We start from the raw sequence: 26,504 nt of genomic DNA, 5'->3' as shown, positions 1-26,504 counted from the left end.
ACTGGACAGCGGAATGCCATGGACCAATTGGACAGAATTGGATATTGGACAGGCTGAATCGCCCGGTTCGTCTTGCCTGGACCTCGGCACCGTGGGAGAACATCGAGTTGTGACGGATCGGGACCCCCTCGCTGCGCTCCGCGACGCGCTCGGCGCGCTGCGGGCGGGCGCGGGCGGCCCGACCTACCGGATGATCGCGGACCACGCGGCCCGGCACGCCGAGCGGATCTCGACCTCGGGCATCGGCAACCTGCTCAGCGGCGCGACCACGCCCCGCAGCGGATCCGTGCTGGCCTTCGCCGCCGGGTGCTGGAGCTATGCGAAGGCGCGCGGCCTGGAGCTGACCGAGCAGCAGCTCGACCGGCGGTACTGGCTCGGCCTCGTCGATGCGGTGCAGGCGGCCGGGGCGGTGGAGCCCGATCCCGGCCCGGTGGACGGATTCGACGACCGGTATCACCCCGGCCCGGCCTGGAACCGCATCGCCGGGCTGATCCGGGCGCTGCCCGCTCCCCTGACCCCGGACCAGTTCGCGCGGCTGCTGTGGGACGCCATGGACGACATCGGCCCGCTCACCGTCGCCACCACCTACGAGCTGCTGCCGCTGTTGAGCACGCTCGACACGATGTACGTGCCGCCGGGCAGCATGCCGCGGGCGCTCGCGCTGGTGGAGTACGTCGCGGTGACCCAGCCCGCCGGCGTCCGCGCCGGTCTGCAGCGGCTCGTCGACGAACTCGCCGCCGACTCCCGCGTCGCGCCGGAGGAGGCGGCGGCCGTCCGGGAACGCGCGGGCCGGCAGCGCCAGGATCCCAGCCCCGTGTCGGTGTTCCTGAAGGTCGAACCGTCCGACGGCCCCGGCTACGGGCTGACCGCCTGGCTGTACCGCCCCGACTCGGTCATCACCTTCAAGCGCGAGGCGCCGGAGCGCTACAGCCCGGCCGAGCTGCGCGGCGCCGTCGAGGGGCTGATCTCCGAGATCGGGCCTCTGGTGCGCGGGGTCGAGCTGGGGCAGCTGACGTTCGAGTTCGTGCTGCCGTGGAACCTCCTGGGCGAGATCGTCGAGTGGTGGCGGCTGGACGACGGCCGTCCGATCGGCTCGCGCAGCCCGGTCGTGGTGCGCTCCCTGGAACGCATGCGCGACCCGTGGGCGGCCGGGGAATGGCGCCGCCGCAGCGATCTGCTGCACCGCGCCGACTCCGGCCGGGCCGAGGAACTTGTCGTGACCGGATCGTTCCGGCAGGGCCGGCACGGCCTGCGCCGGCACTCCGCCGCCTACCTCGCCGCCGACGGCCCGTACGTCGCGCCCGCGAGCTGGCGCGACGACCATCCGCTGCTCACCGCGCTCAAGGACGGGCTGCCCGTCGCGGTCTGGCAGCGCGGCGACGGCGACCCCCAATGGCTCGTGGAACTGGTGCAGAGCACGGTCACCGATGCCGGGCTCGACCGGCTGCCCAGCGAGGTGCTGCGGCTGCGCAGCGACGGGCCGCCGCACGACGACGCGGCGGTGTCGATCTGCCTGCTGTGGGACGACTACCACCGCCAGCCCGAGTCGATCTCCAGTCTGACGCTGCCCTCGATCCAAGGAGACGACCGATGAGCGCGCCGCAGTGGTGGGTGTACCTGGGCGACGGCCGGCCGCACGCGTGGACACTGCCGGACGCACCGCCGTGGCGGCGCTTCTCCGGCAAGGCCCCGGAGCCGCCCGCGGGCCGCGACGACCTCATCCCGGCGGGCCGGGGCGGCCGGGCCCGCAACGAGTCCCGGACCGTCCTCGCGATGGCGTACCGCGCGGAGGCCGAGGAGATTCGCATGGTCAACGCCGCCATCCACCTGCGCCGCCCGCTGCTCGTCACCGGCAGTCCCGGCACCGGCAAGTCCACCCTCGCCTACAGCATCGCCCACGAGCTCGGCCTCGGCGACGTGCTGTACTGGCCGATCAACAGCCGCAGCACCCTGCACGACGGCCTGTACCAGTACGACGCGATCGGCCGCCTGCAGGACGCCAGCCTCGCCGAGAAGCGCCGCCACGGTACGGCCGGCGGGTCCGACCCCTCCGCGCACGTCGGCCGCTACCTCACCCTCGGGCCGCTCGGCACGGCGCTGCTGCCCGGCGACCGTCCCCGCGTGCTGCTCGTCGACGAGCTCGACAAGGGCGACGTCGACCTGCCCAACGACCTGCTCACGGTCTTCGAGGAGGGCGAGTTCACGATCCCCGAGCTGCAGCGCCTGACCGACGGCGTGGTCAGCGTGATCACCAACGACGGCGGCGTTGCCGACGTGTCCCGGGGCGTGGTCCAGTGCGCCGAGTTCCCGATCGTCATCATCACCAGCAACGGCGAGCGACAGTTTCCGCCCGCGTTCCTGCGGCGCTGCATCCGGTTGCAGCTCGGCGCGCCACCCCGCGACAAGCTGGAGCGGATCATCGCCGCCCACCTCGGACCCGCCGCTCTGGAGCCGGCCTGGGCCCGCCGCCTGTTCGAGGACTTCGCCGCGAAGATCGAGCGGCCGGACGACATCCTCGCCACCGACCAGCTGCTCAACGCCCTGCGCATGGGTGCCATGGCCGACAACGGCACCGACGACGACTGGCTGATCGTGGTCCAGGAGCTGCTGGCGCCGCTGAACGAGCAGCCGTGAGCACCGACGGCCCCGATCTGTACGACCTGGCCGACGCCATCTGGCTGGCCACGACTCTCGGCGGCGGCCCGCCCCCGGCCGGACGGTCCGGCCCCCGCGCTGCCGAGCCGGCTCCAGGACCCGCCCCGCGGGCCTGGGAGGCGCCCGAACGACCCCCGCCGCCGGCGGCCGAGGACCGCGGCGAACACTGGCAGCGGACCGTCGCCTCGCCTGTCCCGTCCGTGCCCGGTCGCGAGGCCGGCGGCCTGGGCCGCCGCACGATCGACGCCCGCGTGGCCCGGGATCGCCCGCTGCCCCACCGGGAGCGCATCGCCCGAGCCCTGCGCCCGCTGCGCCGCTCAGTCGTCGCCGGGACCGGCCTGACCGTGGACGAGCCCGCCACCGCGCAGCACCTGGCCGACGTCGGCACCATGACGCCGGTGTTCCAGCCGCTGCGCGAGCGCTGGCTGGAGCTCGCGATCGTCGTCGACGGCGGCAGCACCATGCGGTTGTGGCAGCAGACCGCGCGCGTCCTGCGCGGCATCGCCGAGCGCCGCGGCGCGTTCCGCGACGTGCGCGCCTACCGCCTCGACAGCGACGGTGCCGCGGCCGGCCTCGTCGACGACGGCGGCAACGCGCACCACTTCCGCGAGCTCGGCGACCACGCCGGACGCCGGCTGATCCTGATCGTCACCGACGGCGTCGGCCCGCTGTGGCGCACGCCGGCGGCCCGGACCATGCTGGGCGCCTGGGCCCGGCACAACCCCGTCGCGATCGTCCAGGTCCTGCCCCAGTCGATGTGGCACCGCACCGCGCTGCCCCCGGCGACCGTCGTGCTCCGCTCCACGACACCGGGCCGCATCGCGCCGGTCGGCCCGGAGCGCACCGGCGCCCCGTGGATCCCCGTCGTACCGCTGCGCGCGGAGCCGCTCGAGGCCTGGGCCCGGCTGCTCGCCGGCAACGAACTCAACGGCATCGCCATGCCGGCCGTGCCGGTCGGCCGCCTGCCCGCCGTGCCGGTCGCCGGTGAGCCGACGCCGCCCGCCACCCCGCGCGAACAGGTGGTCCGGTTCCAGTCGACCGCCTCCCCGGCCGCCTTCACCCTGGCCGGACGGCTGGCCGCCGCGCCGCTGACGCTCCCGCTCATGCGCGCCATCCAGAACGTGCTGCACCCCGAATCGGGGCTCGGCCACCTCGCCGAGATCCTGCTCTCGGGGCTCCTCGTCCAGATCCCGGCGGCGGGACCGGGCGAGGATGTGCAGTACGAGTTCCGCCCCGGCATTCGCGAGGAGCTGCTGCGCACCCGGTCGCGCCGCGACGCCTACTCGGTGCTGGAGACCCTGCGCGACATCGCGCCGTTCGTACCCAACCCGTACGGCTCACTCGACGTCTGGGCCCTCTCCGCCGAGCCGGATCGCGAGCTGGGCGAGCGCCGCCAGGGCCGCCGCTTCGCCGAGGTCGCAATCACGGTCCTGGGCGGCCTGGGCGGTCAGTACGCGGACATGGCCGACCGCATCGAGTCCTCCCTGGCGGCCACCGGCTGGACGCCCGCCCGCCCCCGCCCGGCCGGCCCACACACCGACGTCCTGATCGTCCACGAGTCCAACGACCAGGTGTGGGCGGAGTGGATCCGCCGCCAGCTGACCGACGCCGGCCTGCGCACGAACCTGCGCGAACTGTCGGCCGGCCTTCCCCGCTTCCCGGCCGACCGGACGATGCTGCTGCTGTCGCGCGACTTCCTCACCGCGCCGGAAGCGGAACCGCTGTGGGAGGCGTTGCATGAGCGCGGCACCAGGACGATGACCGCCCGGCTCGACAGCATGCGCTACGGGCCACCGTTCACCGAGTTGCTGCCCGTCGACCTGGCCGGCCTTCGCGCGCGGCGAGCGTACGAAGTCCTGATGGAGGCATTCGGCCGATCCCCCGCTCCGGACTGGGAGGACCCCCGCGACCCGCGCTTCCCCGGCGAGCTGCCGGCGGTGTGGAACCTCCCGCAGCGCAATCCCGGGTTCACCGGCCGCCGCGAGCTGATCGACCAGCTGCGCGCCGCGTGGTCGGCGCCTGCCTACGGGGTCGAGCCGCAGGTCCTGACGGGGCTCGGCGGCATCGGCAAGACGCAGGTCGCGGTCGAGTACGCGTACCGGTATGCCGCCTTCTACGACGTCGTCTGGTTCATCCCCGCGGAGCAGCCGACCCTGATCCGGTCCTCCCTCGTCGAGCTGGCCCGCGAGCTCCACCTCGCCGAGGGTGAAACAGTCGACGACAGCGTCCGCCTGCTCCGCGAGGCGCTGGGCGAGGGCCGGCCGCTGCGCCGCTGGCTGCTCATCTTCGACGACGCCGACGATCCGGCCTGGTTCCGTGACTTCGTCCCGGATCGTGGGGGTCACGTCCTGATCACCACCAGGGTCCGGGCGTGGGCGCAAGTGGCCCCGGCGTCGGAGGTCGCCCCGTTCGCCCGGGACGAGAGCATCGCCTTCCTGACCCGTCGGGTGCAGGGGATGGCTGTGCGGGACGCCGAGGCCGTCGCCGACCAGCTCGGCGATCTCCCGCTGGCGATCGATCAGGGCGGCGCGTGGATGTCGGAAACGGGCATGCCGGTCGACCGATATCTGGAGTTGCTCGACGCCCAGCCGCTGTTGATCCTGGCCGAGAACCCACCGCCCGGTTATGACCGGACGGTCGCCACGACCTGGCGGCTGGCACTGGCACGCCTGCACCACGACGATCCGGAGGCCGCGGAGATCCTGGAGCTGTGCGCGTTGCTCGCGCCGGAGCCGATCCCGTTCGGAATCTTGCCGTCATCGGAGCCGCTGCCCGCGATCGACCGCCTCTCGCTCGCGCTCATCGACTTCCACGAAGGCACGCTGCAGCTCCACCGCCTCATGCGGATCGCCATCCTGGGCGGACTCAGCGATGAGCAGCAGGCCGAGCAACGCCGCCGGGCCCACCATGCGCTGGCCACCGCGAGGCGCTCCGACCCCGACGAGATCGGCGGCTGGCCCGACTACGCCCTCCTCGCGCCACACGTGCTTGCCTCCCAGGCCGAACGATCCGCCGACCCGCTGGTCCGCCGGTTCGTGACGGACGTGACCCGCTATCGGTTGGCCAGCGGCGACTTCGCCGGGAGCCGGCTCCTGGCCGAGGAGGCGCTCGCGGCCTGGAACGCCGACCCGGACGGGCTGACCGTCGAGATGCAGGTGCACCTCGGCAATGCACTGCGCGCCGAGGCGGACTTCGAGCGCGCGCTGGAGGTCGACCAGGACGCCCTGAACCGGGCTGGCGGGCCGGACGTATTCGCGGCGACCGCCGGCGTGGTGGCCGACACGCAAGCCCTCGGCCGATATCTCGACGCCCTGCAGCTGGCGGAGGAGACATATGAGCTTGCGCGGCAGACGTTCGGCGACGACGACCGCCGTACGCTGACGGCCACCGCCCACCTGACACGGTCGCGCCACTTGTCCGGCCATATCGAGCAGGCCTACGAGCTGGCACGGGTGACGCACGCCAGGCGCCACGAGTTGCTCGGGCCGGAGAGCCTCGACACGCTGCAGTCCGCCGACCACCTCGCCGAGGAGCTCAGGGAACTCGGACGCTTCGGCACCGCGATGGAGCTGCTGGATACCACGCTGCAGGCTCGTCAGCGGCTCCTCGGTGATGCAGCCCCGGCGACGCTGCGCACGGCCATGGGTACGGCCACGACGCTGCGCAAGCTGGGGCGGCTCGACGAGGCTCGGCACTTGACCAGGGCGACCCTGGTCCGGTGCCGCGAGGTGCATGGGGAGCAGCACCCGGACACCCTTGCCTGCCTCACGAACGCGGCCCTCGAAGCGTCCGCGGCGGGCGACGGCGAGGCCGCGCTCGACCTGGCCATGCGGGTGCGGGACGGCTACCGAAGACTGTTCCGCCCGACCCACCCGCTGCACGCCGTGGCGCTGAGCAACGCGGCGGTCTGCGACCGGAGCATGTCGTCCGGGATCAACGCGCAGGATGCGGTCGAGCAGTTCACGGCGCTGCTCGGCGCGAGACACCCGTACACCCTGGCCGCTCGGGTCAACCTGGCCAACGCCGTGTTCGCGCACGGCCGGGACGGCGCGCGGGCCCAGCGGCTCGACCGGGAGACCTGGACGGCGATGCGGGAGGTGCTCGGACCCGACCATCCGGACACGCTCGCCGCCGCCGCGAACCTGGCGATGTCGGCCGACGATTCCGACCTTCGCGTGACCACCATGGCGCAGAGCCGCGGGCCGTTCGGCGAGGCGCACCCCGTCAGGGTCGCCCTCAGCACCGGACGGCGGCTCGGCTGTGACATCACGCCGCCGCTGGTGTGAGGCGCCGCCAGGCGAGGATCGCGCACAGCCCGAACCCCAGCGCGTTGGCCAGCCCGTGGGTCGCCACCATCCACGACAGCGGCAGGTGCGGCACCCCCGACACGTGCCCCAGGGCCCAGTCCAGCGCCAGCAGCATCGTGGCGGCGAGGACCGCCGACGACACGACCATCAGCGCCCGCGTCACCGCGTCGGAAACCTCGAGCCGCACCGTGATCCAGGCGACCAGCCACATCCCGGCGGTCAGCACCGCGGCCCCGGCGAGCTCGAGCCACTCCCCCACGAAGAACCCGGCCAGCACCAGCCCGGCCCCCGCCGGCACGGTCAGGGCGGCGAGCCGGCCCAGGCGGCCGTCGTGCGCCTGCACCAGCCCCGCCACGAGCGCCGCCGCGAACCCCGCATAGTGGAAGTGGGCCTCGGTCAGGGCAAGGACATCAAGCCGGAAACCCATCAGCTCGTACCCGGCCCGCTCCGCCACCAGCGCCCCCGCCGCGATCGACGGCGTGGCCAGCGCGGTGCACACGGCGACGCCGAGGCGGGGCCGGGCGCGGGCGGCCAGGGCCAGCGTCACCGCGAGGTACAGAACCGCCAGCGCGGTCGCCACCGGCCCGCGCGGCAGCCACAGCGAGACGGCACCCGGGACGGCCCCGGCGAACCACAGCCGCCGCCACGGCCACGTGCCCGGGATCAGACCCAGGCCCAGCGGCACCACGACCAGCATGCCCAGCCCCACCAGCGCGGCGACGAGCATGCGCGCCCACTCCGACAGCCCCATGACGACCCTCCGACTTGAACGTGTTCAAGTTTGAGGATAGACGTGGGTGAGGGATAGGCAACGGACAACTCGCCCCCCAATGTGAGGCCCTCATCACCAGGCGTGGCGCTTAGCTTCCCGTGTTCTTGCCATCAAGCCATTGGGAGGCTTCATGTCGCGGCTCGCTGTCCGCGTGTTCGTGCTCGCCGGCGTCGGGATCGCTCTGCTGATCGCCGGACCGGCGGTGCTGCCGAGCTGGTCCGGCGTCACGCCCGCCACCAACACCACCACCGATCCCGCGGACGAGGGCTGGCAGCCCAAGCCGACGAAGACGTGGGATCGCCACACCAAGTCGCCGTCGCCCTCGCCGACGCGGACGCACTCGAAGTCGCCCTCGCCGTCGAAGTCGCCCTCGAAGTCGCCGTCCAAGCCGCCGACGACGTCGCCCGCGGCCTCGGTCACCGCGACCTCGCTGCCCGTCACCGGCGGCGCCACCAGCGGCACGCTCACCGGCATGGTCGTCGGCGGCATCGCGCTCACCGGCGTGGGCGGCCTGCTCTACAAGTTCGGCCGCCGGCGCATGCGGCTCCAGTAAACGACGATCAGACGGCGCTCTTGAGGACACCCATCCTGGCCTGGTACTCCGCGTCGAGCGCCCGGCCGCCGTCCTCGCACACGGCCACGGTCTCGCCGCGGACCAGGACGTAGCCGCGGTCAACGGCACCGCGCACCGCGCCCAGGGCCGGTTCGGCCATGAGCACCGCCACCCCGTCGCGGGCCAGCTGCGTCACCGTGCGCAGCAGCTCCTGGACGATGAGCGGGGCGAGGCCCGTCATCATCTCGTCCAGCAGCAGGACCCGCGGGGAGCCCATCAGGGCCCTGGACACCACGAGCATCTGCTGCTCGCCGCCCGACAGCACGCCCACGAGGCTGCGCAGCCGGGTCCGCAGGATCGGGAACCGGTCGATGGCGGTGTCCACGGCCGAGCGGGGCAGCCGCAGCAGCTCGGCCATGACCATTAGGTTGTCGGCCACGTTGAGCTTCGGGAAGAGCTGGCGGCCCTGCGGAACGACGGCGATGCCGGCCCGGGCACGTGCGGCGGGCTTGAGCCGGCTCACGTCCTCGCCGTCGAGGAACACCTTGCCGGTGGAGCCGACCGAGCCGTAGGCGGCCAGCAGCGCGCTGCTCTTGCCCGCACCGTTCGGGCCGACCAGCGCGGTGACCTGGCCGCCCGGCGCGGTCAGGTCGAGGGCCTTGACGGCGCTGGCGTGGCCGTAGCGGACCGTCAGGCCTTCGAGGCGCAGTTCATGAGACGGCATGCGGGGCGTCCTCCTCGTCGGGCTCTTCGACCACACCGAAGTACACCTGCTGCATTTCCGGGCTGGCCAGGCATTCCTGCGGTGCGCCGTCGAACACCGCCCGGCCGCGGTCGAGCAGCATGATCCGGTCGACCAGCCCGGCGACCAGGTCGACGTTGTGGTCCACCAGGATGACGGCGTGGCCGCGGCGCTGGACGGTGCGCACCACCTCGGAGATGCCGTGCACGCCGTCCGCGTCGGAGCCGGCGAACGGCTCGTCGAGCAGCAGGACCAGCGGGTCCTGGCCCAGCGCGCGGCCGACCTCGACCAGGCGCTGCTCGCCCAGCGAGAGGTCGCCGGCCGGGCGGTCGAGGCGGTCGATGCCGAGCTCGTCGGCGAGCTTCCGCACCGCCTCGGCGTCGGCCGGGCGGTACGGCCGGAACGCACCGGCGAAGCTGCCCGCGATCATCTGCCAGGCGGTGCCGTGGCGGCGGGCGGCCCGGCCCAGCAGCAGGTTCTCGGCCACGGTGAGTTCCAGGGCCAGCTGCGGGTACTGGAACGTCCGCGCCAGCCCCGCCTTGGCCCGGCGCGCGGCCGGTCCGGCGAGCCGCTGCCCGCGCAGGGCGAGCTCGCCCTCGGTGGCGGACTGGGCACCGGAGATCAGGTCGACGAGCGTCGTCTTGCCGGCGCCGTTCGGCCCGACCAGGCCCAGGATCTCGCCCGCCCGCAGCTCGAACGACACGTCCTGCAGGGCGGTGACGCCGCCGTACCGCTTGGTCAGCCCCGTCCCGACGAGCAAGGTGTCAGCCACGTCTTCCCCCCACGAGTCGGGCCAGCTTGGTGGCGTAGCCGATCACGCCCTGCGGCGCGAGCAGCAGGATCACGAGCACCCCGAGCGCGAGGATCAGCGTGCCGCTGGTCTCCACGGCCGGAAAGTTCAGCGTCAGCTCGACGGCGATGACGGCGCCGAGCACCGCGCCCCACGGGGTCCCCGAGCCGCCGATGAGGGGCATGAAGATGGCCAGGAACACCAGGTTCAGCGTGAACGTGTCCGGGGTGACGCTGCCGGCCGAGTAGGTGAACAGCCCGCCGCCGACGGCCGCGATGGCCGCGCCGATGGCCAGCGACACCAGGTTCATCACCGAGACCCGCACGCCGGCCGCCTCGACGGCGCGGGGCGCGTCGCGCATGGTGCGCACGATGACGCCCCACGGCGACATCCGCAGCCGGTCGAGCAGGAACGCGATGACGCACACGACGAGCAGCGAGCCCACCACGATCTGGTAGTGCGAGGGCTCCCAGCCGAGGATGTTGAGCTTGCGCAGCGAGCCCAGGCCGCCGGAGCCGCCGGAGAGGCCCTCGGCGTCGACGAGCAGCGCGGTGAAGGCCATCCCGAACAGCAGGGTGACGGCGGCCAGGAAGAACCCGGACAGCCGGCGGGTGGCCAGCCCGAGCAGCACCGCCACGACCGCGGCCACAATCGGGCCGGCGATCCAGGCCAGGATCAGCGGCAGGCCGGTGCGCGAGGACAGCAGCCCCACGGCGTACCCCCCGATGCCCGCATAGGCGCCGTAGGCCATCGAGAGGGAGCCCGCCATCAGGTACGGCACGTACATGCCCAGCGCGATGAGCGCGTAGGTGGCCGTGGTGGTGACGAGGGTCTGCTTGTAGCCGTCTGCGCCGACCCACAGCAGGATCAGCACGGCGCCGACGACACCGAGCACCAGCCCGAAGGAACCGGGAACGCGTTTCATGTTCGGATCCTCCGCACGAACAGGCCGCTGGGTTTGAAGGCGAAGAACAGCAGGGCGACGAGCAGCAGCCCGTAGACGTGCGACTGGCCGCCGAAGTAGTACGGCACGAACACCTCGACCAGGCCGAGCAGCAGGCCGCCGACGAGCGGGGCCCAGACCGAGCCGGTGCCGCCGATGACCATGGCCAGGAAGCTCGACAGCGCCCAGCTCAGCCCGGACAGCGAGCTGACCCCGGCCTTGGGGGCGAACAGCAGGCCGGTGATGCCGGCCAGCAGCCCGGAGATGATGAAGGCGATGAGCCGCACCCGGTTCACCGGCAGGCCGAGCAGGCCCGCCGCGTGCGTGCTGTCGCCGACCGCCCGCAGCAGCCGCCCGGTCCGGGTGTACCGGATCCACAGGGCGGCCGCCGCGAACGCGACGACGGTGAAGCCGAGCAGCACGATCGTGCTGGGCTGGACGACGGTGTCGCCGACGGTCACCGGGTCGAAGGTGAACAGCGCCTGGCCCGGCAGGGTGGTGTACCCGAAGAGGTACCCGGCGAGCTGCTGGATGGCGAACATGATCGCGGCGACCGCGACCAGCGCCGGCAGCTCGCCCCGGCCGGAGCGTTTCTGCACCTGCCGGACCACCGCGACCTCGGTGAACACCGCGAGCGCGGCGGACGCGAGCACGGCGATCCCGGCGGCGGCCCAGACGTTCATGTCCTCGTAGAGCACGAGGTAGGACGCGCAGAGGCCGCCGACCATCGCGTACGGGCCGATGGCGAAGTTGAAGAACCCCGCCCCGACCAGCACCAGGTAGTAGGCCAGCGCGAGCAGGCCGAAGAAGCTTCCCATCTCCAGCGCGGACAACCACAGCTGCAACTGGCCCACGACGTCTCTCCTTGCCTGGGTGGAGTTACTTCTTACACGGAGGCTGGAAGGTCGCCCAGGGACCCTTCGGCTTGTTGTCCGAGCCGAATTCCACCAGGGACAGACCGCACGCACCGTCCGCGCCCAGGTGCTTGTCGGCGCTGAAGCTGAGCGTGAAGTTGCTCTGGCCGAACGTGGCCGGGTAGCCCTGGATGCTCTGGATCGCCGCGTTGAGCTTCTTCGGGTCGTCGACCCCGCCGGCCTTCTCGATGGCCTGCTTGAGCACGTGCACGGCGTCCCACGCCTGAGCGTCGTACGCGGTGATGTCGTAGTCCTTGCCGTTCTTGGCCTGCAGCAGCTTGATCAGTTCCTGGGTGCGCGGGTTCGCGGTGTTGATGGAGCCCATGAAGATGAGCCCGTTGAGCGCACCCGGGGAGGCCAGCTTCCACGAGGAGGGCTGGTTGCCGATCGAGGCGAGCGAGAAGCGCTTGGTGCCGGCCATCTGGGTGCCGAGGGTGTTCTGGGCGAGCACCTCGAACGCGCCGCCGACGCTCGTCACCAGGATCGCGTCCGGGGCGGCGTTCTTGAGCCGGGCCACCTGGGCCGACAGGTCACTGGCGTTGGCCGCGCCCTTCTCCGTGGCCACGAACTGCACGCAGGTCATCTGCGCGAACAGGGCCTTGTCGAGCGCGGCGATCGTGGTGGTGTCGTCGGTCAGCACGCCGATCTTCTTGATGCCGGCCGCCGCGAACGCGCCGCAGTACACCTGGGCCCAGTCGTTGGTGGTGTTGGCCAGCATGTAGATGAGCTCGTTGTCCGGCGGCGTGACGAGCGTGGCGGTCACGCCGGTCGGGGCGATCGCCGGGAGGCCGAGCTGGGTCAGCGTCGACTTCGCCTGCAGGATGGCCGCGCTGCCGCTCTGCAGGAACAGCGCCTTGGCACCCTGGCTGGCGAGCTTCTGCAGCGTCGCCGGCACCTTCGTCGGGTCGGACTCGTCGTTCTCCACGACGAGCTTGATCGGCCGGCCGAGGACGCCGCCCTTGTCGTTGATGTCCTGGATGGCGAGGCGGATCGTCTTGCCGGCGATCACGCTGTACGCGGCGCCGGAACCCGTGCTGTCCTCGTCCATACCGATGATGATCGGTTCGCCGGTTGCCGTGCCGTTGCTCGGCTTCTCGTCGCCGGCCTTGTTGCCGCAGCCGGCCAGCGCCAGCGTGGCGACCGCGAGGCAGGTGACGATCCGACGAGACCTCGTCGCTAAAACGCCCATGTGTACCCCTGTCGGAATTGTACGAATCGTCAGCCTTGGGCCGTATTGTCCGCTCGATTCAAAACCTAACAAGCGCTTGGTTTTTACATCTTGGCGAGGGCCGACGAGCGTGTCAAGGACACGCCGGACACCTGGACGTAACAGAACCGTGAAGGTCCGGCCGCCCTGAGCAGCCCATCGACGGTGCTGTACAACTGCGGCATGATGCTGATCAAAACCTTCCCCGGTGACCGTTTCGCCGGGGCGCTGGAGTCGTGGCAGTGGGCCGATCTGGCGGGCAAGGAACCCGCGTTCGCCTCGCTCTTCGGCGACGTCTTCCTGCGCGGGCCGGACGGCATCTGGTGGCTGGACACCGTCGGCGGCGAGTGCACGCTGCGGTGGCCCAGCATGGAGGCGCTCTCGGCCGAGCTCAACACCGAGGAGGGGCAGCAGCGGTACCTCCTCGCCGGCCTCGCCGCCGAGCTGGCCCGGCGCGGCCTGACCCCGGACGACGAGCAGGTCTACGACTTCACCCACCCGCCGGCGCTGGGCGGCGCCCTCGACCCGGACAACGTCGACGTCATCGACTTCGTGGTCGGCGTGAACGTCGCCGGCCAGCTGCACGACCAGCTGCGCGACCTGCCGCCCGGCACCCCGATCAAGGGCGTGACCTTCGACGACGGCCGCCTGGTCGTGGACTACTAGTCGCCGATGCGCCGGACGGTCTCCGTGGCCCAGCGCACGGCCTGCAGATAGGACGTGACCAGGTCCCCGGCGCTCACGGGCGCCGGGGTGCCGTGCAGATAGGCGTTCACGGCCGAATACGTCGGGCCGAGCGGGCCGGACCCGTCGGCGAGGGCCGACCGGGTGGCGTCACTCAAGGGCAACTGCTGCGACAGTACTGCCGGTGCCTGCCCGATCAACTCCGCGACCGACGAGAGCAGACCGACCACGAACGCCTCGTCGCCGGCCTGCCCCGCCTGCTCGGCGACGAGCCGGCACAACTGGGCGCGGATCAGCGCGTCGGCCATCCGCTCGTCGCCGGCCAGGGTCAGGTCGCCGACCAGCATGAGCAGGACCCAGTCGCGGACCTGGGCGATGCCGAGCAGCATCACCGCGCCGTGCACCGTGGACACCTTGCGGGCCGAGCCGTTCCACGCACAGTTGGCCGCGCGCAACAGCCGGTAGCTCAGCGCCGGGTCGGCCGACACGTGCGCCACGATCGCCGGTACGTCGCTCTCGGCCTCCATGAACTCCCCGAGCAACTGGATGCAGCGCATCCGCGAGGCGCTCAGGCTGCGGGTGCTGGCGACGACCGGGCGGTCCAGCGCGTACCCCTGGAACAGCTCGTACCCCAGCCGGCGCGCCTCGGCGATGTCCGGCTCCGTCTCCAGCCGCTCGGCGACGAACCTGAGGTGCGGGTGCCGCTCGCGCAGGCTGTGGACGATCGCCCGCCCGGCCGCGTCGAGCCCGAGAAAGTCGATCTTCACGTAGCTCGCGACCGGCAGCAGCCGCTCGTGCTCGGAGCCGGGCACGAAGTCGTCGAGCGCGATGGCGTACCCGGCCGCGGCCAGGGCCCCGACCCCGTCGACCACCCGATCGTCGACCTGCACCGTCTCGAGGACCTCGAGCACGACCCGCCCGGGCACCAGCGGCACGGGCAGGTCGCCGCGCAGGAAGTCGTCGGTGAGGTTCACGAACCCGGGCAGCCCGCCGGTCAGCTCGTCGAAGTCGAACGCGGTGAACGCGCTGACGATGACCTGACTGGTGGCGGCGGCGCCGCTGCGGCTGGCCTCGACGGCCTCGGGGCCGGAGCGGAACAGCAGCTCGTAGCCGAACACGGTGCCGGCGGTGTCGTAGATCGCCTGCCGGCCGACGACGACGTCGGGCGAGGCCGGTTCGGTGGTGGTGCGCGCGTGTGGGTGCCCCATGTCCCGCCCTGTCAGAACGCCGCCGAAGGAGATGTTGCTCCAGCCTCGGCGTCGCTGGTTGCAGGGTGGCTGCCGGGCCGGTTGCCGCCCGGTTGCGGCGACTTGTCTGACCTATCGGCATCGGCGCTCTTGTCCCGCGCAATTTGGATCTCGATAAGTCGGGCGCTCCGCGCCGCGACTTATCGGATTTTTCGCCTGACGGGCGATAAGTCTGACTTGCGGCTTTTTCTGACCACGGTCGCTCGATTCGGACATGACCGATTTTTCGCCTGACGAGGGATAAATCCGATAAGTCGCGGCGCGTCAGCGCCCGACTTATCGGCCCACGAGCAGCGAGGTCCGCCCCGACCATCTCTGTCAGCACCGACCGCAGGGCCAGGTAGCCGCTCGGGAACGCGGACAGGCGGTCCACCAGGTCGCGCATGAGCGACGTGAGCTTCGCGCGGTCCGCCGGGCCGGAGACGCTGCCGACCCACGTCCGGGCGCAGCTCGGGATCGACGCGCCGAACCGGCGGTTCGGCACCGTCGTCATGGGAGCACGTCGTCTCCACCACGCTGCCCGGCGGGGTGCGCGATTCCCTCGCGCTGGTCCGCGAGCTCAAGCGGCAGGACGGGCTCGGGATCTGGCTGTGTGGGGGCGGGCGGCTCGCGGCGGCGCTGCTGCCGGAGATCGATGAGCTCGTCGTCAAGCAGTACCCCGTCGTGGTGGGGGCGGGCCTTCCGCTGTTTGCCGGGCGGTACGGGCCGCTGCCGTTCGCGCTGGACGACGCCGAGACCTTCGCGAGCGGAGCCGTCATCCTGCGCTACGCACGGCGCCCCGAGTAGCGGTCGAGCGTTGTGCGCGGGCGGCATTCCGGCCAGCAGGGTGGGGGTGCGGGTGATCGCGCTGGCACGCTCGTCCGGATGCGCCGAGCCATTCCTATCCTCGCAGTCGTGTCCGTACTCTCCGTGCTGCTGGTGTTCGGGTTCCTCAAGCACCGGCCGTCCACCGCCCGGCCCGTGTCCGCCCCGGCGCCGACCGGCGGGCTGCACGTCAAGGGGACGGACGTCGTGGAGGGCGGCGGCGAGCCGTTCGTCATGCGGGGGATCAGCCACGCGTACGCCTGGTTCAAGGACCAGGGCCGCGCGTTCACCGACATCAAGCGGCTCGGCGCCAACACCGTGCGCGTGGTGCTCACCGGCGACACGTCGGCCGGCGAGGTGGCCCGGATCGTCGAGCAGTGCAAGGCGGACCGGCTGATCTGCGTGCTGGAGAACCACGACACGACGGGCTACGGCGACCGGGAGGGCGCGGTCACCCTCGACCGCGCGGCGGACTTCTGGACCGGGCTGAAGCCGGTGCTCGCCGGGCACGAGGACTTCGTGGTGATCAACCTGGGGAACGAGCCGTACGGCAACGGCGACACCTCCGGCTGGACCGGGGACACGAGCGCGGCCGTCGCCAGGTTGCGCGCGGCCGGCCTGCACCACCTGCTCATGGTCGACGGGCCGAACTGGGGCCAGGACTGGTCCGGCGGCATGCGCGACGGGGCCCCGGCCGTGCTGGCCCGCGACCCCGAGCACAACGTCGTGTTCTCCGTGCACATGTACGGCGTGTACGGCACCCCGGACAAGGTGACCGAGTACTTCGACGCGTTCAAGCGCAACAACCTGCCGCTCGTCGTCGGCGAGTTCGGCTGGCAGCACACCGACGGGCCGGTCGCCGCGGACACGATCATGCGCGAGGCCGACGCGCGCGGGATCGGCTACCTGGGGTGGTCGTGGAGCGGCAACGGCCAGGGTGTCGAGTACCTCGACGCGGCGGACGGGTTCGACCCCGCCCGCCTCACCGAGTGGGGCCGGCGCCTCTTCGCCGGCATCCGGGCGAGCGCCAAGGAGGCCGCCGTGTTCACGAAGGCTTCGCAATGACCATGAAGCGGTTCGGCGTACGGCGGGCGAACTTGACGAACCCGCGCAGCCCCGGCAGGCCCTCCATGAGGCCGAAGACGGGTATCAGCGCGATCACGGCGACCGGCTCCCACCAGCGGCGCCGCCCGTCCGCCGAGACGCCGGCGTTGACCCGCAGGCCCTCCCAGTACATCCACACGACATAGGCCATGTTCACCGCCCAGAGCGGAATGATGAGCACGGTCGTCGGCGACGTGTTGGGATCGGCGATCAGGAGGCCGACAAGCAGTACAACGGCGACGTTCTGCAGGGGTCCGATGACCCACGACAGCACGGAGTAGCCCAGCAGCACCCGGTTGCGCAGGGGCAGCGACCGGTTGAACACCAGCGCGGCCAGCCCCCACGACCAGCGCTCGCGCTGCCGGAAGAAGTCGCGCATGCTGGCCGGGGACGCCCCGTAGCAGCGGCCGCCGAACCAGGCGCTGCGGCCCGGATAGCGCTCGCTGAAGATGAGCGCGAACTGGGCGTCCTCGACCAGGCTGCGGGGCCCGAAGTCCCAGCCGATGGTGGCCTCGATGGAGGCCCGCACCAGCAGCAGCTCGCCGTGCACGCCCGCGCGCGGGGTGCCGCTGCCGGTCCAGGCCGAGAACCGCCCGACGTCCTCGGCCGGGCGGGCCGAGTCGGCGAGCCAGGTGAGCCGGTTGACGGCGTACTCGCGCGGATAGGTCAGGATGCCCTGGGCCAGGTGCTTGGCGTCCGGGCCGGCGACCCGCTGCTCCTCGATGAACCAGGCCATCGCGAGGGCGGTGTCCGGGCCGACGCCGGTGTCGTCGTCCATGTGCAGCACCCAGACGTTGTCGCGCGCCTCCCCCTCGCGGACGCGCAGCTCGTGCGCGTAGTGCGCGGCCCGGGCCTTGAACCGGGTGCCGTTGGGGGTGGCATAGTCCGACGGGACGGCGACCACCCGCACCCGATCGCTGTCGGCGGCCAGCTGCTTGATCCGCGCCTCCGCCTCGCAGCCCTCGTCCACCACGATGTCGACGCGCACGTTCGGAAAACACGGCGGAAGCCAGCTCGTGTACGAGTGGACGGATCGCTCCAGCGCCGGATGCGTATCGTCGCGGCCGACCGTGGGTACCACCACGATCAGCAGCTCGCCGGAGCGCGGTGGCTCCTGCCCGTGCCACCGCTCCGCCGCCGCGCGCAGGCGCTTGCGGGTGCGGCTCAGGCCGAAGATGCCGGTGAGCGTGGTGAAGATCGGCCATGTCCAGAGCACCGTCAGCGGCCAGCCGAGCATGCCGGGATGGGGCTGGGTGAGCCAGGTCTCGCTCACCACGATGATGAGGTACGCCAGCACCAGGGGCAGGTAGGCGGGCCGCCAGCGGGCAAGCCGGCGCTGCGAGGCTCCCACCGAACGCAGCTACCCGGGAAAACACGGGGGTATGCCTTCCGGCACACCCCCGTCTCAAAACGTCAGAACTGACCCGCGGTGTTGCACTTGGCCTTCTGCCGGATGCAGTCCTTGACGCGCTGGCCCATGGCCGTGTTGTCCCACGCCAGGAACGAGTCCCCGTGGATCGACGAGGCCATGCCCGACGCCAGGGTGAAGCCGGCGGTGGAGCCGTGGGTCGGGTACGCGATCACGAACGAGATGTTCGGGACCGCGACCGGGTACTGACCCTGGCACTTGCCGTTGACGGCGTTGCCCATGTGCGACTTGTGGTCCGGGCTGTCCAGGTGGACGCCGTCCCAGCAGTCCGGGAAGACCAACTGGTAGTTGAGGTACGCCGTCTGGGCGCACCGCGGCCAGTTGCCGTCCGCGCTGCGGCCGATCTCGCCGCCGGCCCCGGCGCACCAGAACTGGTTGGGCGAACCGGCCGGGGTGGCCGTCTGCAGCTTGGCGTCACCCGAGATGATCCGCAGGCCCTGCGGGAACGGCATCGTGACGCTCGGGTCCGGCAGGCGGGAACCGTAGTACACGGTCACGCCACTGGGCTCGACGGCCACGCCGTTCTCGTACAGGGTCGGGATCCAGTACGCCGACAGGTCGTTGGCCGGCCCGCAGCTGGTCTGGGTGTAGGCCAGCAGCGACTCGGTCGTCGAGTTGGCGTTGGCGCTCTTGTTGCCCAGGAAGCTGTGCATGTGCGACGCACCGGCCAGCCCCGGGAACACGATCGGGTCGTCCTTGAACGAGTGGTCGTACGTGCAGGCGGCGTTGAACTCCGACACCCGCACGGCGTTGGCCGGGTACGGGTGCGTCGGCAGCGCGTTGAACGCGGCCACCTGCGCGTTCCACTTGTTCATGTCCATGTTCACCCAGCCGGCCCCGCTGCTCGGCGGCGTGGTGGTGCCGCCGGTGCCGAAGACCTGGAACTCCCACAGCGACACGCCGTACTGGGTGGCGCGCTTGGTGGTGTTGAGCTTCACGTAGCGGCCGGAACCGCTCACGTTCAGCGTCTGGGTGCCGCCGGTCCCGTTGACCGTCGTGTTGATGGTGGTCCAGGCGGCGCCGTCGGCCGAGGTCTGGATGGTGAAGTCCTTGGCGTAAGCGGCCTCCCAGTTGAGCACCACCTTGGTGATGGTGGCGCTCGAGCCCAGGTCCACCTGCAGCCACTGCGGGTCGCTGAAGGCGCTGGACCAGCGGGTGCCGGCGTTGCCGTCGACGGCGTTGGCGGCGGCGGACCCGCCGTTCTCGCTCGACGAGGCGGTCGCGGGCTTGCCCTGCGAAATGGGAGTCTCGGCAGCGTCAGCGGAACGCAGCGCGAGGCCCGTGATGAACGTGGCGACGAGCGCGGTGGCGGCGGCGCCGAACGTGATCGTGCGCAGCCGTGATCGGCCCGCGCGTGCGGGTCGGGGCATGAAGCATCCTCCGGGGTTTGGCGGGTCAACCGGGGGCGGAGTCCGGTCGATCTTGCCAGAGAGCGCTCTCTGAGGTTCCCACTGTGAACCGCTGGGTAGACCCGTGTCAATAACTACAGAGAATCGGAGAGCGCTCTCCCACGATCGCTTCGTTCCTGGGCGGCGAGAACGTCGTCTCCGTAGCGCAGCGCCCACTGCCCCATGGCGCGCATCGGTTCCAGCAGCGCCTGCCCCGCTTCGGTGAGCGCATAGTCGACCCGCGGCGGCGCTTCCGCGAAGGACGTTCTTACGACGAGGCCGTTGTACTCCAAGCGCCGCAACGCATCGTTGAGGACCTTCGCCTTGATCCCGCCGATCCGTGCGGTGAGCGCGGACGGCCGCATCGGCCCGTAGGCCCCGAGCGTGAACACGACAACGCTGTCCCACCGGTTCGCGAGCACCTCGAACGCGATCCGGGCCTGGCAGTCGGCGCTGAACTCGTCCTCGTGCGGCTCCATCCCCCGATTCTCCCCCGCCCGACGGACACCGCGCGGTGTGCATCGGCGCTCCTAGCGTTCTCCGCATGAAGATAGGCATCATCGGTACCGGCAACATGGCCACCGCCCTCGGCGCCGCCTGGACCCGCGCGGGCCACGACGTCCTCATCCGCGGCCGCGGCTCCCTGCCCGAAGCCGCGAAGCACGGCGACCTCGTCCTCTTCGCGGTACCCGCACCGGCCGCACCGGTCCTGGCCGCGGAGCTCGCCGACCTCCTGGCCGGCCGGATCGTGCTGGACTGCACCAACCCGATCGCCCCGGGCCCGTCCGGCCCGATGCTCACCGTGCCACCGGGTTCCTCGATCGCCGCGCAGATCGCCGCCGCGGCCCCGGACGCGTCGGTGGTGAAGGCGTTCAACGTCGTCCACTCGAGCATCTGGACCGCGGACGACCTCGCGCTGACCGTGCCGTTCTGCGCCTCGGACACGCACGCCGCCGACCAGGTCGCATCGCTGATCGCGTCGATGGGCTGCGTTCCGGCCTCGTGCGGCGACCTGTCCCGCGCGCCCTACCTGGAGGCGACCACTGCCTTGGCGATCGGCATCTGGTTCGCGGGCGGCTCGGTCCGCGGGATCTTCCCGGAGCCCGCGCAGCGCTGACGTTCGCTTGCTCCTCGCCGCGGGCTGCTTTTGTGGTCGCGTTTTGCGGTCGCGTTTTGCGGTCGCGTTTTGCGGTCGCGCTTGGCGGTCGCGTTTTGCGGTCGCGCTTGGCGGTCGCGCTTGGCGGTCGCGCTTGGCGGTCGCGCTTGGCGGTCGCGCTTGGCGGTCGCGCTTGGCGGTCGCGTTTCGCGGTCGCGCTTGGCGGTCGCGTTTCGCGGTCGCGCTTGGCGGTCGCGTTTTGCGGTCGCGTTTTGCGGTCGCGCGCGGCCGTATGCGCCGCCTAGGCTTGGCGATCGTGCTTGCCGACCTCGTCTCCGCGTACCGTCCCGCCGATCCCGCCGAGTCCGCCGACGTCGACCGCCTGCGCGAGTTGCTCACTTCCGGCGGCGACGTGTGGTCCCGGGACACGCCGCTGCACGTGACCGCGTCGGCCCTCATCGTGCACCCGCCGACCGCAAGGGTCCTGCTGCGCTGGCACGCCCGCCAGGAGTCGTGGCTGCAGGTCGGCGGCCACGGCGACCCGGGCGAGACGGACCCGGTGGCCGTGGCCCTGCGCGAGGGCGAGGAGGAGACCGGCCTCGCGGACCTCGCCCGGTTCGGCGAGGGAATCGTGCACGTGGTCGTGGTACCGGTGAAGCCGAAGGGCGACGAACCGGCCCACGAGCACGCGGACGTGCGGTTCGTCCTGTCCACCGGCACCCCGGACGCGGCCCGCCCCGAGAAGCCCGACGCCCCGCTGCGCTGGCTCACGGTCGCCGAGGCGCTGGACCTGGCCACGGAGCCGAACCTGCGCGAGACCATCTCCCGGGTCGGGCGCCTGCTCCAGGCCTCATAGCGTCACGCGACTGTACGGGCGGCCCGGCTGATCGATCGCGCCCGCGGCCGGCCCGCACACGATCCCGGCCGGCATGCGTGACACGTCGACGGCTGCCGAAGTTGGTTCACCCGCGACCGGCCGGGTAGCCGGGGCGTGAACCCGACTTCGAGGAGCGTGACGACATGCGGATCGCGGTAGCAGGCGGCACCGGTACGGTCGGACGCCACGTCGTGGACATCGCCAAGCAGGCCGGCCACGACGTGGTGGTCCTGAGCCGCTCCCGTGGCGTCGACGTCGCGGGAGGCGGCGCCGGCCTCGACGAGGCACTGAGGGGCGTCGACGTCATCGTCGACGTCACCAACCCCGACACCATCGAGCGCGAGCCAGCATCGAAGTTCTTCACCGCGGTCTCCGCCGCCCTGCAGCAGTCCGGCGCCCGCGACGGTGTCCGCCACATCGTGACCCTGTCCATCGTCGGCGTCGACCGCACGACGTTCGGCTACTACCAGGCCAAGCTCGACCAGGAACGCACAGCCGCCCGCGGCCCGGTCCCGCACACGATCCTGCGCGCGACCCAGCTGCACGAGCTGCCGGCCCAGCTCATGGCCATCACCCGCCAGGACTCGCACGCCAGCGTCTTCGACGTCCAGTCCCGCCCGGTCGCCGCCCGCACCGTCGCCCAGGTCCTGGTCGAGCTGGCCGAGAGCCGCCCGCGGGGCCGCGTCGCCGACCTGGCCGGCCCCCAGGAGGCCAACCTGGTCGACATGGCCAAGGCCTTCGTCAGCCGCCGCGGCCTGGACCTGACCGTCGACCCGGACACCCAGTCGATGTCCGGCGTACCGGCCGGCGCCCTCCTCCCGCCCGACGGCGCCCGCATCGAGGGCCCCACCTACGACCAGTGGCTCGCCACCGAGGACGCCGCCGCCCTCACCGTCTGAGCCCCCACCTCGCCTCCAACCCGCCCGTCAGCCCACCTCCACCCACGGCGCCGTCTTCGTGTCCACATTGGACCCACCTGCGTCCGGCGCGGCTCCCACCGTGCGCGGAGATGCCGCGCCCAGGCAGGCGCTCCATGCTGTCCCCGGCCGCGCCGACTCTCCTCACCCCGCGCCGCCCTCCGACGTTCCTACGCGCTGCCCCCGACCCGCCGACTCCCCTCCGCCCGCGCCGCCCTACTCCGCGGCCCGCGACCCCGACCCGACCCGGCCCGCGACCCCGACACGGCCCGCGGCACCGACCCGACACGGCCCGCGGCCCCTCCCCGGCCCGGCCCGCCACCCCGGCCGATGTCAGCGACAGCCCCTGCCCTCTGCCGCACTCCCGCCCCCTACACGGCAACCACCACCCGACTGGCCAACCGCTCGACGGCAACGAACGCCCCATAACCCAGCACCCGCACCAACTCCTCGTCCCCGCGCCGCCCGACCGTGCTCCGCCACTCGGCCACCGCGCTCTCCGTCAACCGGTACGGTGCCAACGCCGCCAGCACCGCCAACCGCGCCCCCGGCCGCTCGTCCTCCGGCACCGACTCGAGCACGCTCCCCGGCCACCCGCCGAGCTCCGGATGCTCGCCCCGCCATCGCCCGACCGTCTCGTGCAGCACCGCCCGAGCCGTCGCCCCGAGCAGCCCACCGCCGGCCTCCGCCACCCGCGCGAACGCCGCCCACGCCACCCCGACCGGCCCGTCCCCCGCCCAGGCCGCCGTCGCCGCCGACGCAGGCACCGGCACCGGCACCCGCACCGGCCCGGACCCCAGCAGCGCCAGGCTCTCCCCCGGCACGACGCTTCGCCTGACCGTCCGAGCCAGCGCCAGCCCGGCCGCCCGCCGCGACGGCGACCGCAGCGCCCCGCCCGGCAGCGGCGAGCCCGGCCGGAGCGCGTCCACCATCCGGTTGATGAAGTGATTCGCCAGCGCCGTCCCCACGAACTCGGGCGCCTCGGAAGCCGGGAACGGCCACGGCTCCGGCTCCGCCGACCGCGTCGACTTCGCCCAAGCGACCAGCGGATCCGGCACCTCGCCCCGCACCACCGCGCCCGCGAGGTCGTGTTCGCCGGTCGCGTGCAGCATCGCGGCGTGGGCGTCGATGCAGAACGGGCACCGGTTCGCCACCGCCACGGCCGCCGCGACCGCCTCCTTGCGCGCCCGCGGGACGGTGCCGGCGACGAGCGACTCGCGCAGCACCGCCCACAGTGCGGCGTGCAGGTCCGGTGCGGGCGAGAGGTGCGGGGCGAAGCGGGCCCCGAGCTCGCGGGCGGACGCGGCGTACACCGCGGCCACCGTGCCGGTGGCGGCGCGCTTCGGGATCGGGGTGACGAACCGGTACGGCGTTGGCATCGGGACCTCCTCGGTCATCTCGGTGATGAGGAAATCCTTCCAATCGCGGGCTCCGCCGTCGTCAACCCAGTGACGTCACTTTCACGTACACCCTGGGTCGTACTCGCCGCAGGAGCGCGCATCGGACCAGGGTCGTCAGTTTCGGGTCCACCCTGGGTCGTACGCAGCAGCCCGAGCACGGCAAGTCCGCCGACAACCGCGATCGCCGCGCTGATGACGAAGATCCGGTCGAGGCCGTCGGCGAACGCGGCCGCCGACGCGCCGCCGTGCAGCACGTCGCCCGCTCCGGTGGCCAGGACGGTCGCGTAGACGGGCAGGGCGAGCGCATAGCCCATCTGCCGGAACGTGTTCGAGGCACCGGTGGCCATGCCGGCGCGATCCGGCGGTACCGTGGCCAGGGTCGCCGACGCGAGCACCGGCGTGCTCAGCCCGACGCCGACGCCGACCACCGCGAGGCCGGGAACCACCGCGGACCAGCCCGAGCCGGGGCCCACCAGCAGGCACAGCGCGTCTCCGGCGCCGACGAGCAGCAGGCCCACGCCGATGCTGTACCGCGCCGGCACCGCGTGCAGCAGCCGCCCGCCCGCACCCGCGACGACGAACGCGACCACCGCCATCGGCGCGAGGACCAGCCCGGCATCCATCGCGTCGAGCCGCAGGACCGACTGCGCCCACACTGACACGAACACCAGCCCCGCGAAAGCGGATGCGGTGAGTGCGGCCGCACCGAACATGAGCACACTGAACGCGGGCCGGCGGAACAACCGCAGGTCGAGCATGGGTTCGCGGCGGCCCCGCTCCACGAGCACGAACACGAGAATCGCGAACCCGCCGGCCACCAGCGCGCCGACCGCCGGCCGGTCGGTCCAGCCGGCGTCACCGGCTCTGATCAGGCCGTACACGAGCAATGTCGCGGCCGCCGTGAAACTCGCGACGCCGGGGAGGTCGAGGCGGCCCGCGCGCCCGGCCCGCTCTGCGCTAACGTGTCGGGCGAGTAGCAGCGCCGCGGCCGCGACCGGCAGGTTCACCAGGAAGATCGCGCGCCAGCTGACGTGCTCGGTCAGCAGCCCGCCCAGGATCGGCCCCGCCGCGGCCGCCGCACCGTTCGCCGCGCCCCAGACGCCGAACGCGATCGAACGGTCCCGGCCCCGGTACGCGAGGCCGAGCAGGGCGGCGTTCGTGGCGTACATGGCGGCCGCGCCGAGCCCCTGCACGCCCCGCGACACGATGAGAGCGCCCACGTTCGGGGCGAGCCCGCAGGTCAGCGACGCGATGGCGAACAGGATCAGCCCGGCCACGAAGACCCGCCGATGCCCGATCCGGTCGGCCAGCGACCCGGCCACCATGAGCAGCGCGGCGAGGACGAGCACGTACAGGTCGACGGTCCACTGCAGCGCGCCGAACGACGCGTGCAGGTCCCGGGCCAGGGCCGGAGCGGCGATGCTGACGATCGTGATGTCGATCAGCAGCATGAGGGTGCTCAGCGAGACCGCGAGCAGTGGCAACCATTTGCGCATGCCCCGAGCCTGCCGCCGCGCCCGCGCAAGCGACGCGTGCCGGGCCGATCACGGCGCTATCCGGCACGCAGTACCGTGGAAATGGTGGATCCACTCACACTCGACGACCTCGACCGCCGCATCGCGCACGCGCTGCAGGTCGACGCCCGCGCCCCGTTCAGCCGCATCGGCGAGGTGCTGGGGATCTCGGATCGCACGGTCGCGCGCCGTTACCGCCGCCTCCGCTCGACGGGTATGCTCCGAGTCGTCGGCCTGCCTCACGCCGCGGCCCTGGGACACGTCGACTGGCTCGTGCGCATGCGGTGCACACCCGACGCCGCCTTGCCCGTCGCAACCGCACTCGCCCGGCGCGCCGACACCTCCTGGGTGCTGATCATGTCCGGCGGCACCGAGATCTCCTGCGTGACCCGGACCCGCCGCCAGGCCGACGAGGGCGAACTGCTGCTCCAAAAACTGCCGCGCTCCCCCAAGGTCACCGCCGTGAGCGCCTACTGCGTGCTGCGCGGCGTGGCCGGACTCGATGGCTGGCCGGGCCGCACCGCCGCGCTCACCGACGGCGAGATCGCCGCCCTGCGCCCCGAGCCCCCGCCGGCCACCGCCTCCGCTGCCCCCACCCCGGCCGACAATGCCCTGCTCACGGCCCTGGCGCGGGACGGCCGCGCCGACTTCCCGACCCTCGCGCGGGCCACGGGCTGGTCGGAGACAACGGTCCGCCGACGCCTCGAGGAACTGCAGAAGAGCCGGATTTTGTACTTCGATGTCGACGTCGAACCCGCCCTGTTCGGCTACCACGCCGAAGCCCTGCTCTGGCTCACGGTCACGCCATCCGCTCTGACCCCGGTGACCCGGGCCCTCGCCACGCACCCCCAGATCGCCTACGCGGCGGCGATCACCGGCCCGGCCAACATCACCGCGACCGTCATCTGCCGCGATCTCGACGAGCTGTACGACTATCTCGCCGAAGGCGTCGGCGCGCTGCCGGGCGTCACCGGGGCGGAGACCTCGCCGGTCGTCCGCCGCCTCAAGGGCGCGGGCACCCTGCTCGTACCGTGATCGCGCCCGGTCGCGGGCCATGGTGGGAGCCCGCCCGCTCGTTACCATTTCGTGACCCGCGCCCGCGAACCAGGCCCGTCAAGGCGGCATCACACATGCCGACCAACCAAGCACGAGCCTTGAGGA

The 26,504-nt window shown here is 72.3% G+C and carries 23 protein-coding genes; 11 read left to right on the top strand and 12 right to left on the bottom strand.

The features are described 5' to 3' along the window. The first annotated feature begins 109 nt into the window (after window positions 1-109). The 3 genes from ACQPZ4_RS17060 to fxsT are packed head-to-tail and all read left to right on the top strand — an operon-like array spanning window position 110 to window position 6,941. On the top strand, window positions 110-1,594 hold the full coding sequence (locus tag ACQPZ4_RS17060; RefSeq protein ID WP_433061670.1) for a hypothetical protein: 1,485 nt from the start codon (window positions 110-112) through the stop codon (window positions 1,592-1,594). Then, on the top strand, window positions 1,591-2,634 hold the full coding sequence (locus tag ACQPZ4_RS17055; RefSeq protein WP_433061667.1) for an AAA family ATPase: 1,044 nt from the start codon (window positions 1,591-1,593) through the stop codon (window positions 2,632-2,634). Before ACQPZ4_RS17060 ends, ACQPZ4_RS17055 begins: the two co-directional genes overlap by 4 nt. Then, a complete protein-coding gene (fxsT, locus tag ACQPZ4_RS17050) occupies window positions 2,631-6,941 on the top strand; it encodes an FxSxx-COOH system tetratricopeptide repeat protein (protein ID WP_433061664.1) in 4,311 nt (1,436 codons plus the stop codon). Before ACQPZ4_RS17055 ends, fxsT begins: the two co-directional genes overlap by 4 nt. Here the strand turns inward: fxsT and ACQPZ4_RS17045 are convergent. Then, the gene (locus tag ACQPZ4_RS17045) at window positions 6,922-7,713 is read right to left on the bottom strand and encodes a YndJ family protein (RefSeq protein WP_433061662.1); all 792 of its coding nucleotides are present in this window, start codon (window positions 7,711-7,713) and stop codon (window positions 6,922-6,924) included. The genes fxsT and ACQPZ4_RS17045 overlap by 20 nt on opposite strands. Before the next feature lie 151 nt (window positions 7,714-7,864). Between ACQPZ4_RS17045 and ACQPZ4_RS17040 the strand changes: the two genes are divergently transcribed. Continuing rightward, window positions 7,865-8,287: a hypothetical protein gene (locus ACQPZ4_RS17040; protein ID WP_433061659.1), complete on the top strand. Its 423-nt coding sequence runs from the start codon at window positions 7,865-7,867 to the stop codon at window positions 8,285-8,287. 7 nt (window positions 8,288-8,294) lie between these two features. On the opposite strand, the gene ACQPZ4_RS17035 is transcribed toward ACQPZ4_RS17040, so the two are convergent. The 5 genes from ACQPZ4_RS17035 to ACQPZ4_RS17015 are packed head-to-tail and all read right to left on the bottom strand — an operon-like array spanning window position 8,295 to window position 12,865. After that, window positions 8,295-9,011 (bottom strand): ABC transporter ATP-binding protein, encoded by a 717-nt coding sequence (locus tag ACQPZ4_RS17035; protein ID WP_433061657.1) that lies wholly within the window; start codon window positions 9,009-9,011, stop codon window positions 8,295-8,297. Then, on the bottom strand, window positions 8,998-9,801 hold the full coding sequence (locus ACQPZ4_RS17030) for an ABC transporter ATP-binding protein (protein ID WP_433061654.1): 804 nt from the start codon (window positions 9,799-9,801) through the stop codon (window positions 8,998-9,000). Before ACQPZ4_RS17030 ends, ACQPZ4_RS17035 begins: the two co-directional genes overlap by 14 nt. Further along, a complete protein-coding gene (locus ACQPZ4_RS17025; protein WP_433061651.1) occupies window positions 9,794-10,744 on the bottom strand; it encodes a branched-chain amino acid ABC transporter permease in 951 nt (316 codons plus the stop codon). Before ACQPZ4_RS17025 ends, ACQPZ4_RS17030 begins: the two co-directional genes overlap by 8 nt. Then, window positions 10,741-11,616: a branched-chain amino acid ABC transporter permease gene (locus ACQPZ4_RS17020; protein ID WP_433061648.1), complete on the bottom strand. Its 876-nt coding sequence runs from the start codon at window positions 11,614-11,616 to the stop codon at window positions 10,741-10,743. Before ACQPZ4_RS17020 ends, ACQPZ4_RS17025 begins: the two co-directional genes overlap by 4 nt. 25 nt (window positions 11,617-11,641) lie before the next feature. Then, window positions 11,642-12,865, bottom strand: a complete 1,224-nt coding sequence (locus tag ACQPZ4_RS17015; RefSeq protein ID WP_433061645.1) for an ABC transporter substrate-binding protein — start codon at window positions 12,863-12,865, stop codon at window positions 11,642-11,644. A gap of 201 nt (window positions 12,866-13,066) precedes the next feature. Between ACQPZ4_RS17015 and ACQPZ4_RS17010 the strand changes: the two genes are divergently transcribed. Continuing rightward, window positions 13,067-13,549, top strand: coding sequence for a hypothetical protein (locus ACQPZ4_RS17010; RefSeq protein WP_433061642.1), 483 nt, complete (start codon window positions 13,067-13,069; stop codon window positions 13,547-13,549). Here ACQPZ4_RS17010 and ACQPZ4_RS17005 read toward each other — a convergent pair. After that, a complete protein-coding gene (locus ACQPZ4_RS17005; protein ID WP_433061640.1) occupies window positions 13,546-14,775 on the bottom strand; it encodes an EAL and HDOD domain-containing protein in 1,230 nt (409 codons plus the stop codon). The genes ACQPZ4_RS17010 and ACQPZ4_RS17005 overlap by 4 nt on opposite strands. A gap of 567 nt (window positions 14,776-15,342) precedes the next feature. On the opposite strand from ACQPZ4_RS17005, the gene ACQPZ4_RS17000 reads away from it, so the two are divergent. Together ACQPZ4_RS17000 and ACQPZ4_RS16995 are read left to right on the top strand one after the other, a co-directional pair. Further along, a complete protein-coding gene (locus tag ACQPZ4_RS17000) occupies window positions 15,343-15,600 on the top strand; it encodes a dihydrofolate reductase family protein (protein WP_433061638.1) in 258 nt (85 codons plus the stop codon). Window positions 15,601-15,708: 108 nt separating this feature from the next. Further along, window positions 15,709-16,683, top strand: a complete 975-nt coding sequence (locus ACQPZ4_RS16995) for a glycoside hydrolase family 5 protein (RefSeq protein ID WP_433061636.1) — start codon at window positions 15,709-15,711, stop codon at window positions 16,681-16,683. Here ACQPZ4_RS16995 and ACQPZ4_RS16990 read toward each other — a convergent pair. The 3 genes from ACQPZ4_RS16990 to ACQPZ4_RS16980 form a co-directional block, all read right to left on the bottom strand. After that, window positions 16,664-18,073 carry a glycosyltransferase family 2 protein gene (locus tag ACQPZ4_RS16990; protein ID WP_433061634.1) on the bottom strand — a complete coding sequence of 470 codons (1,410 nt, stop codon included), beginning with the start codon at window positions 18,071-18,073 and terminating at the stop codon, window positions 16,664-16,666. The genes ACQPZ4_RS16995 and ACQPZ4_RS16990 overlap by 20 nt on opposite strands. A gap of 62 nt (window positions 18,074-18,135) precedes the next feature. Further along, complete coding sequence (locus ACQPZ4_RS16985) at window positions 18,136-19,521, bottom strand: DUF1996 domain-containing protein (protein WP_433061631.1); 1,386 nt, start codon at window positions 19,519-19,521, stop codon at window positions 18,136-18,138. 113 nt (window positions 19,522-19,634) lie between these two features. Beyond that, window positions 19,635-20,018 carry a winged helix-turn-helix transcriptional regulator gene (locus tag ACQPZ4_RS16980; RefSeq protein ID WP_433061628.1) on the bottom strand — a complete coding sequence of 128 codons (384 nt, stop codon included), beginning with the start codon at window positions 20,016-20,018 and terminating at the stop codon, window positions 19,635-19,637. A 65-nt stretch (window positions 20,019-20,083) separates the two neighbouring features. Here ACQPZ4_RS16980 and ACQPZ4_RS16975 point away from each other — a divergent pair, with 65 nt between their 5' ends. The 3 genes from ACQPZ4_RS16975 (at window position 20,084) to ACQPZ4_RS16965 (ending at window position 22,411) form a co-directional block, all read left to right on the top strand. After that, window positions 20,084-20,656: an NADPH-dependent F420 reductase gene (locus ACQPZ4_RS16975; protein WP_433061626.1), complete on the top strand. Its 573-nt coding sequence runs from the start codon at window positions 20,084-20,086 to the stop codon at window positions 20,654-20,656. A gap of 295 nt (window positions 20,657-20,951) precedes the next feature. After that, window positions 20,952-21,491: an NUDIX hydrolase gene (locus ACQPZ4_RS16970; protein ID WP_433061623.1), complete on the top strand. Its 540-nt coding sequence runs from the start codon at window positions 20,952-20,954 to the stop codon at window positions 21,489-21,491. 164 nt (window positions 21,492-21,655) lie between these two features. Then, the gene (locus ACQPZ4_RS16965; protein ID WP_433061621.1) at window positions 21,656-22,411 is read left to right on the top strand and encodes an SDR family oxidoreductase; all 756 of its coding nucleotides are present in this window, start codon (window positions 21,656-21,658) and stop codon (window positions 22,409-22,411) included. Window positions 22,412-22,800: 389 nt separating this feature from the next. Here the strand turns inward: ACQPZ4_RS16965 and ACQPZ4_RS16960 are convergent, their stop codons facing one another. Together ACQPZ4_RS16960 and ACQPZ4_RS16955 are read right to left on the bottom strand one after the other, a co-directional pair. Beyond that, entirely contained in the window at window positions 22,801-23,826 is a 1,026-nt protein-coding gene (locus ACQPZ4_RS16960) for a carboxymuconolactone decarboxylase family protein (protein ID WP_433061619.1), read from the bottom strand. Next, window positions 23,823-25,325, bottom strand: a complete 1,503-nt coding sequence (locus tag ACQPZ4_RS16955; protein WP_433061616.1) for an MFS transporter — start codon at window positions 25,323-25,325, stop codon at window positions 23,823-23,825. Before ACQPZ4_RS16955 ends, ACQPZ4_RS16960 begins: the two co-directional genes overlap by 4 nt. Before the next feature lie 84 nt (window positions 25,326-25,409). Between ACQPZ4_RS16955 and ACQPZ4_RS16950 the strand changes: the two genes are divergently transcribed. Continuing rightward, window positions 25,410-26,378 (top strand): Lrp/AsnC family transcriptional regulator, encoded by a 969-nt coding sequence (locus ACQPZ4_RS16950; RefSeq protein WP_433061614.1) that lies wholly within the window; start codon window positions 25,410-25,412, stop codon window positions 26,376-26,378. The last annotated feature ends 126 nt before the right edge of the window (window positions 26,379-26,504 follow it).

The organism is Dactylosporangium sp. CS-033363, from assembly GCF_050942475.1.
Taxonomy (GTDB): domain Bacteria; phylum Actinomycetota; class Actinomycetes; order Mycobacteriales; family Micromonosporaceae; genus Dactylosporangium.
Note: the sequence above shows the minus strand (reverse complement) of the source record. Positions and strands in the feature narration are given on the sequence as shown.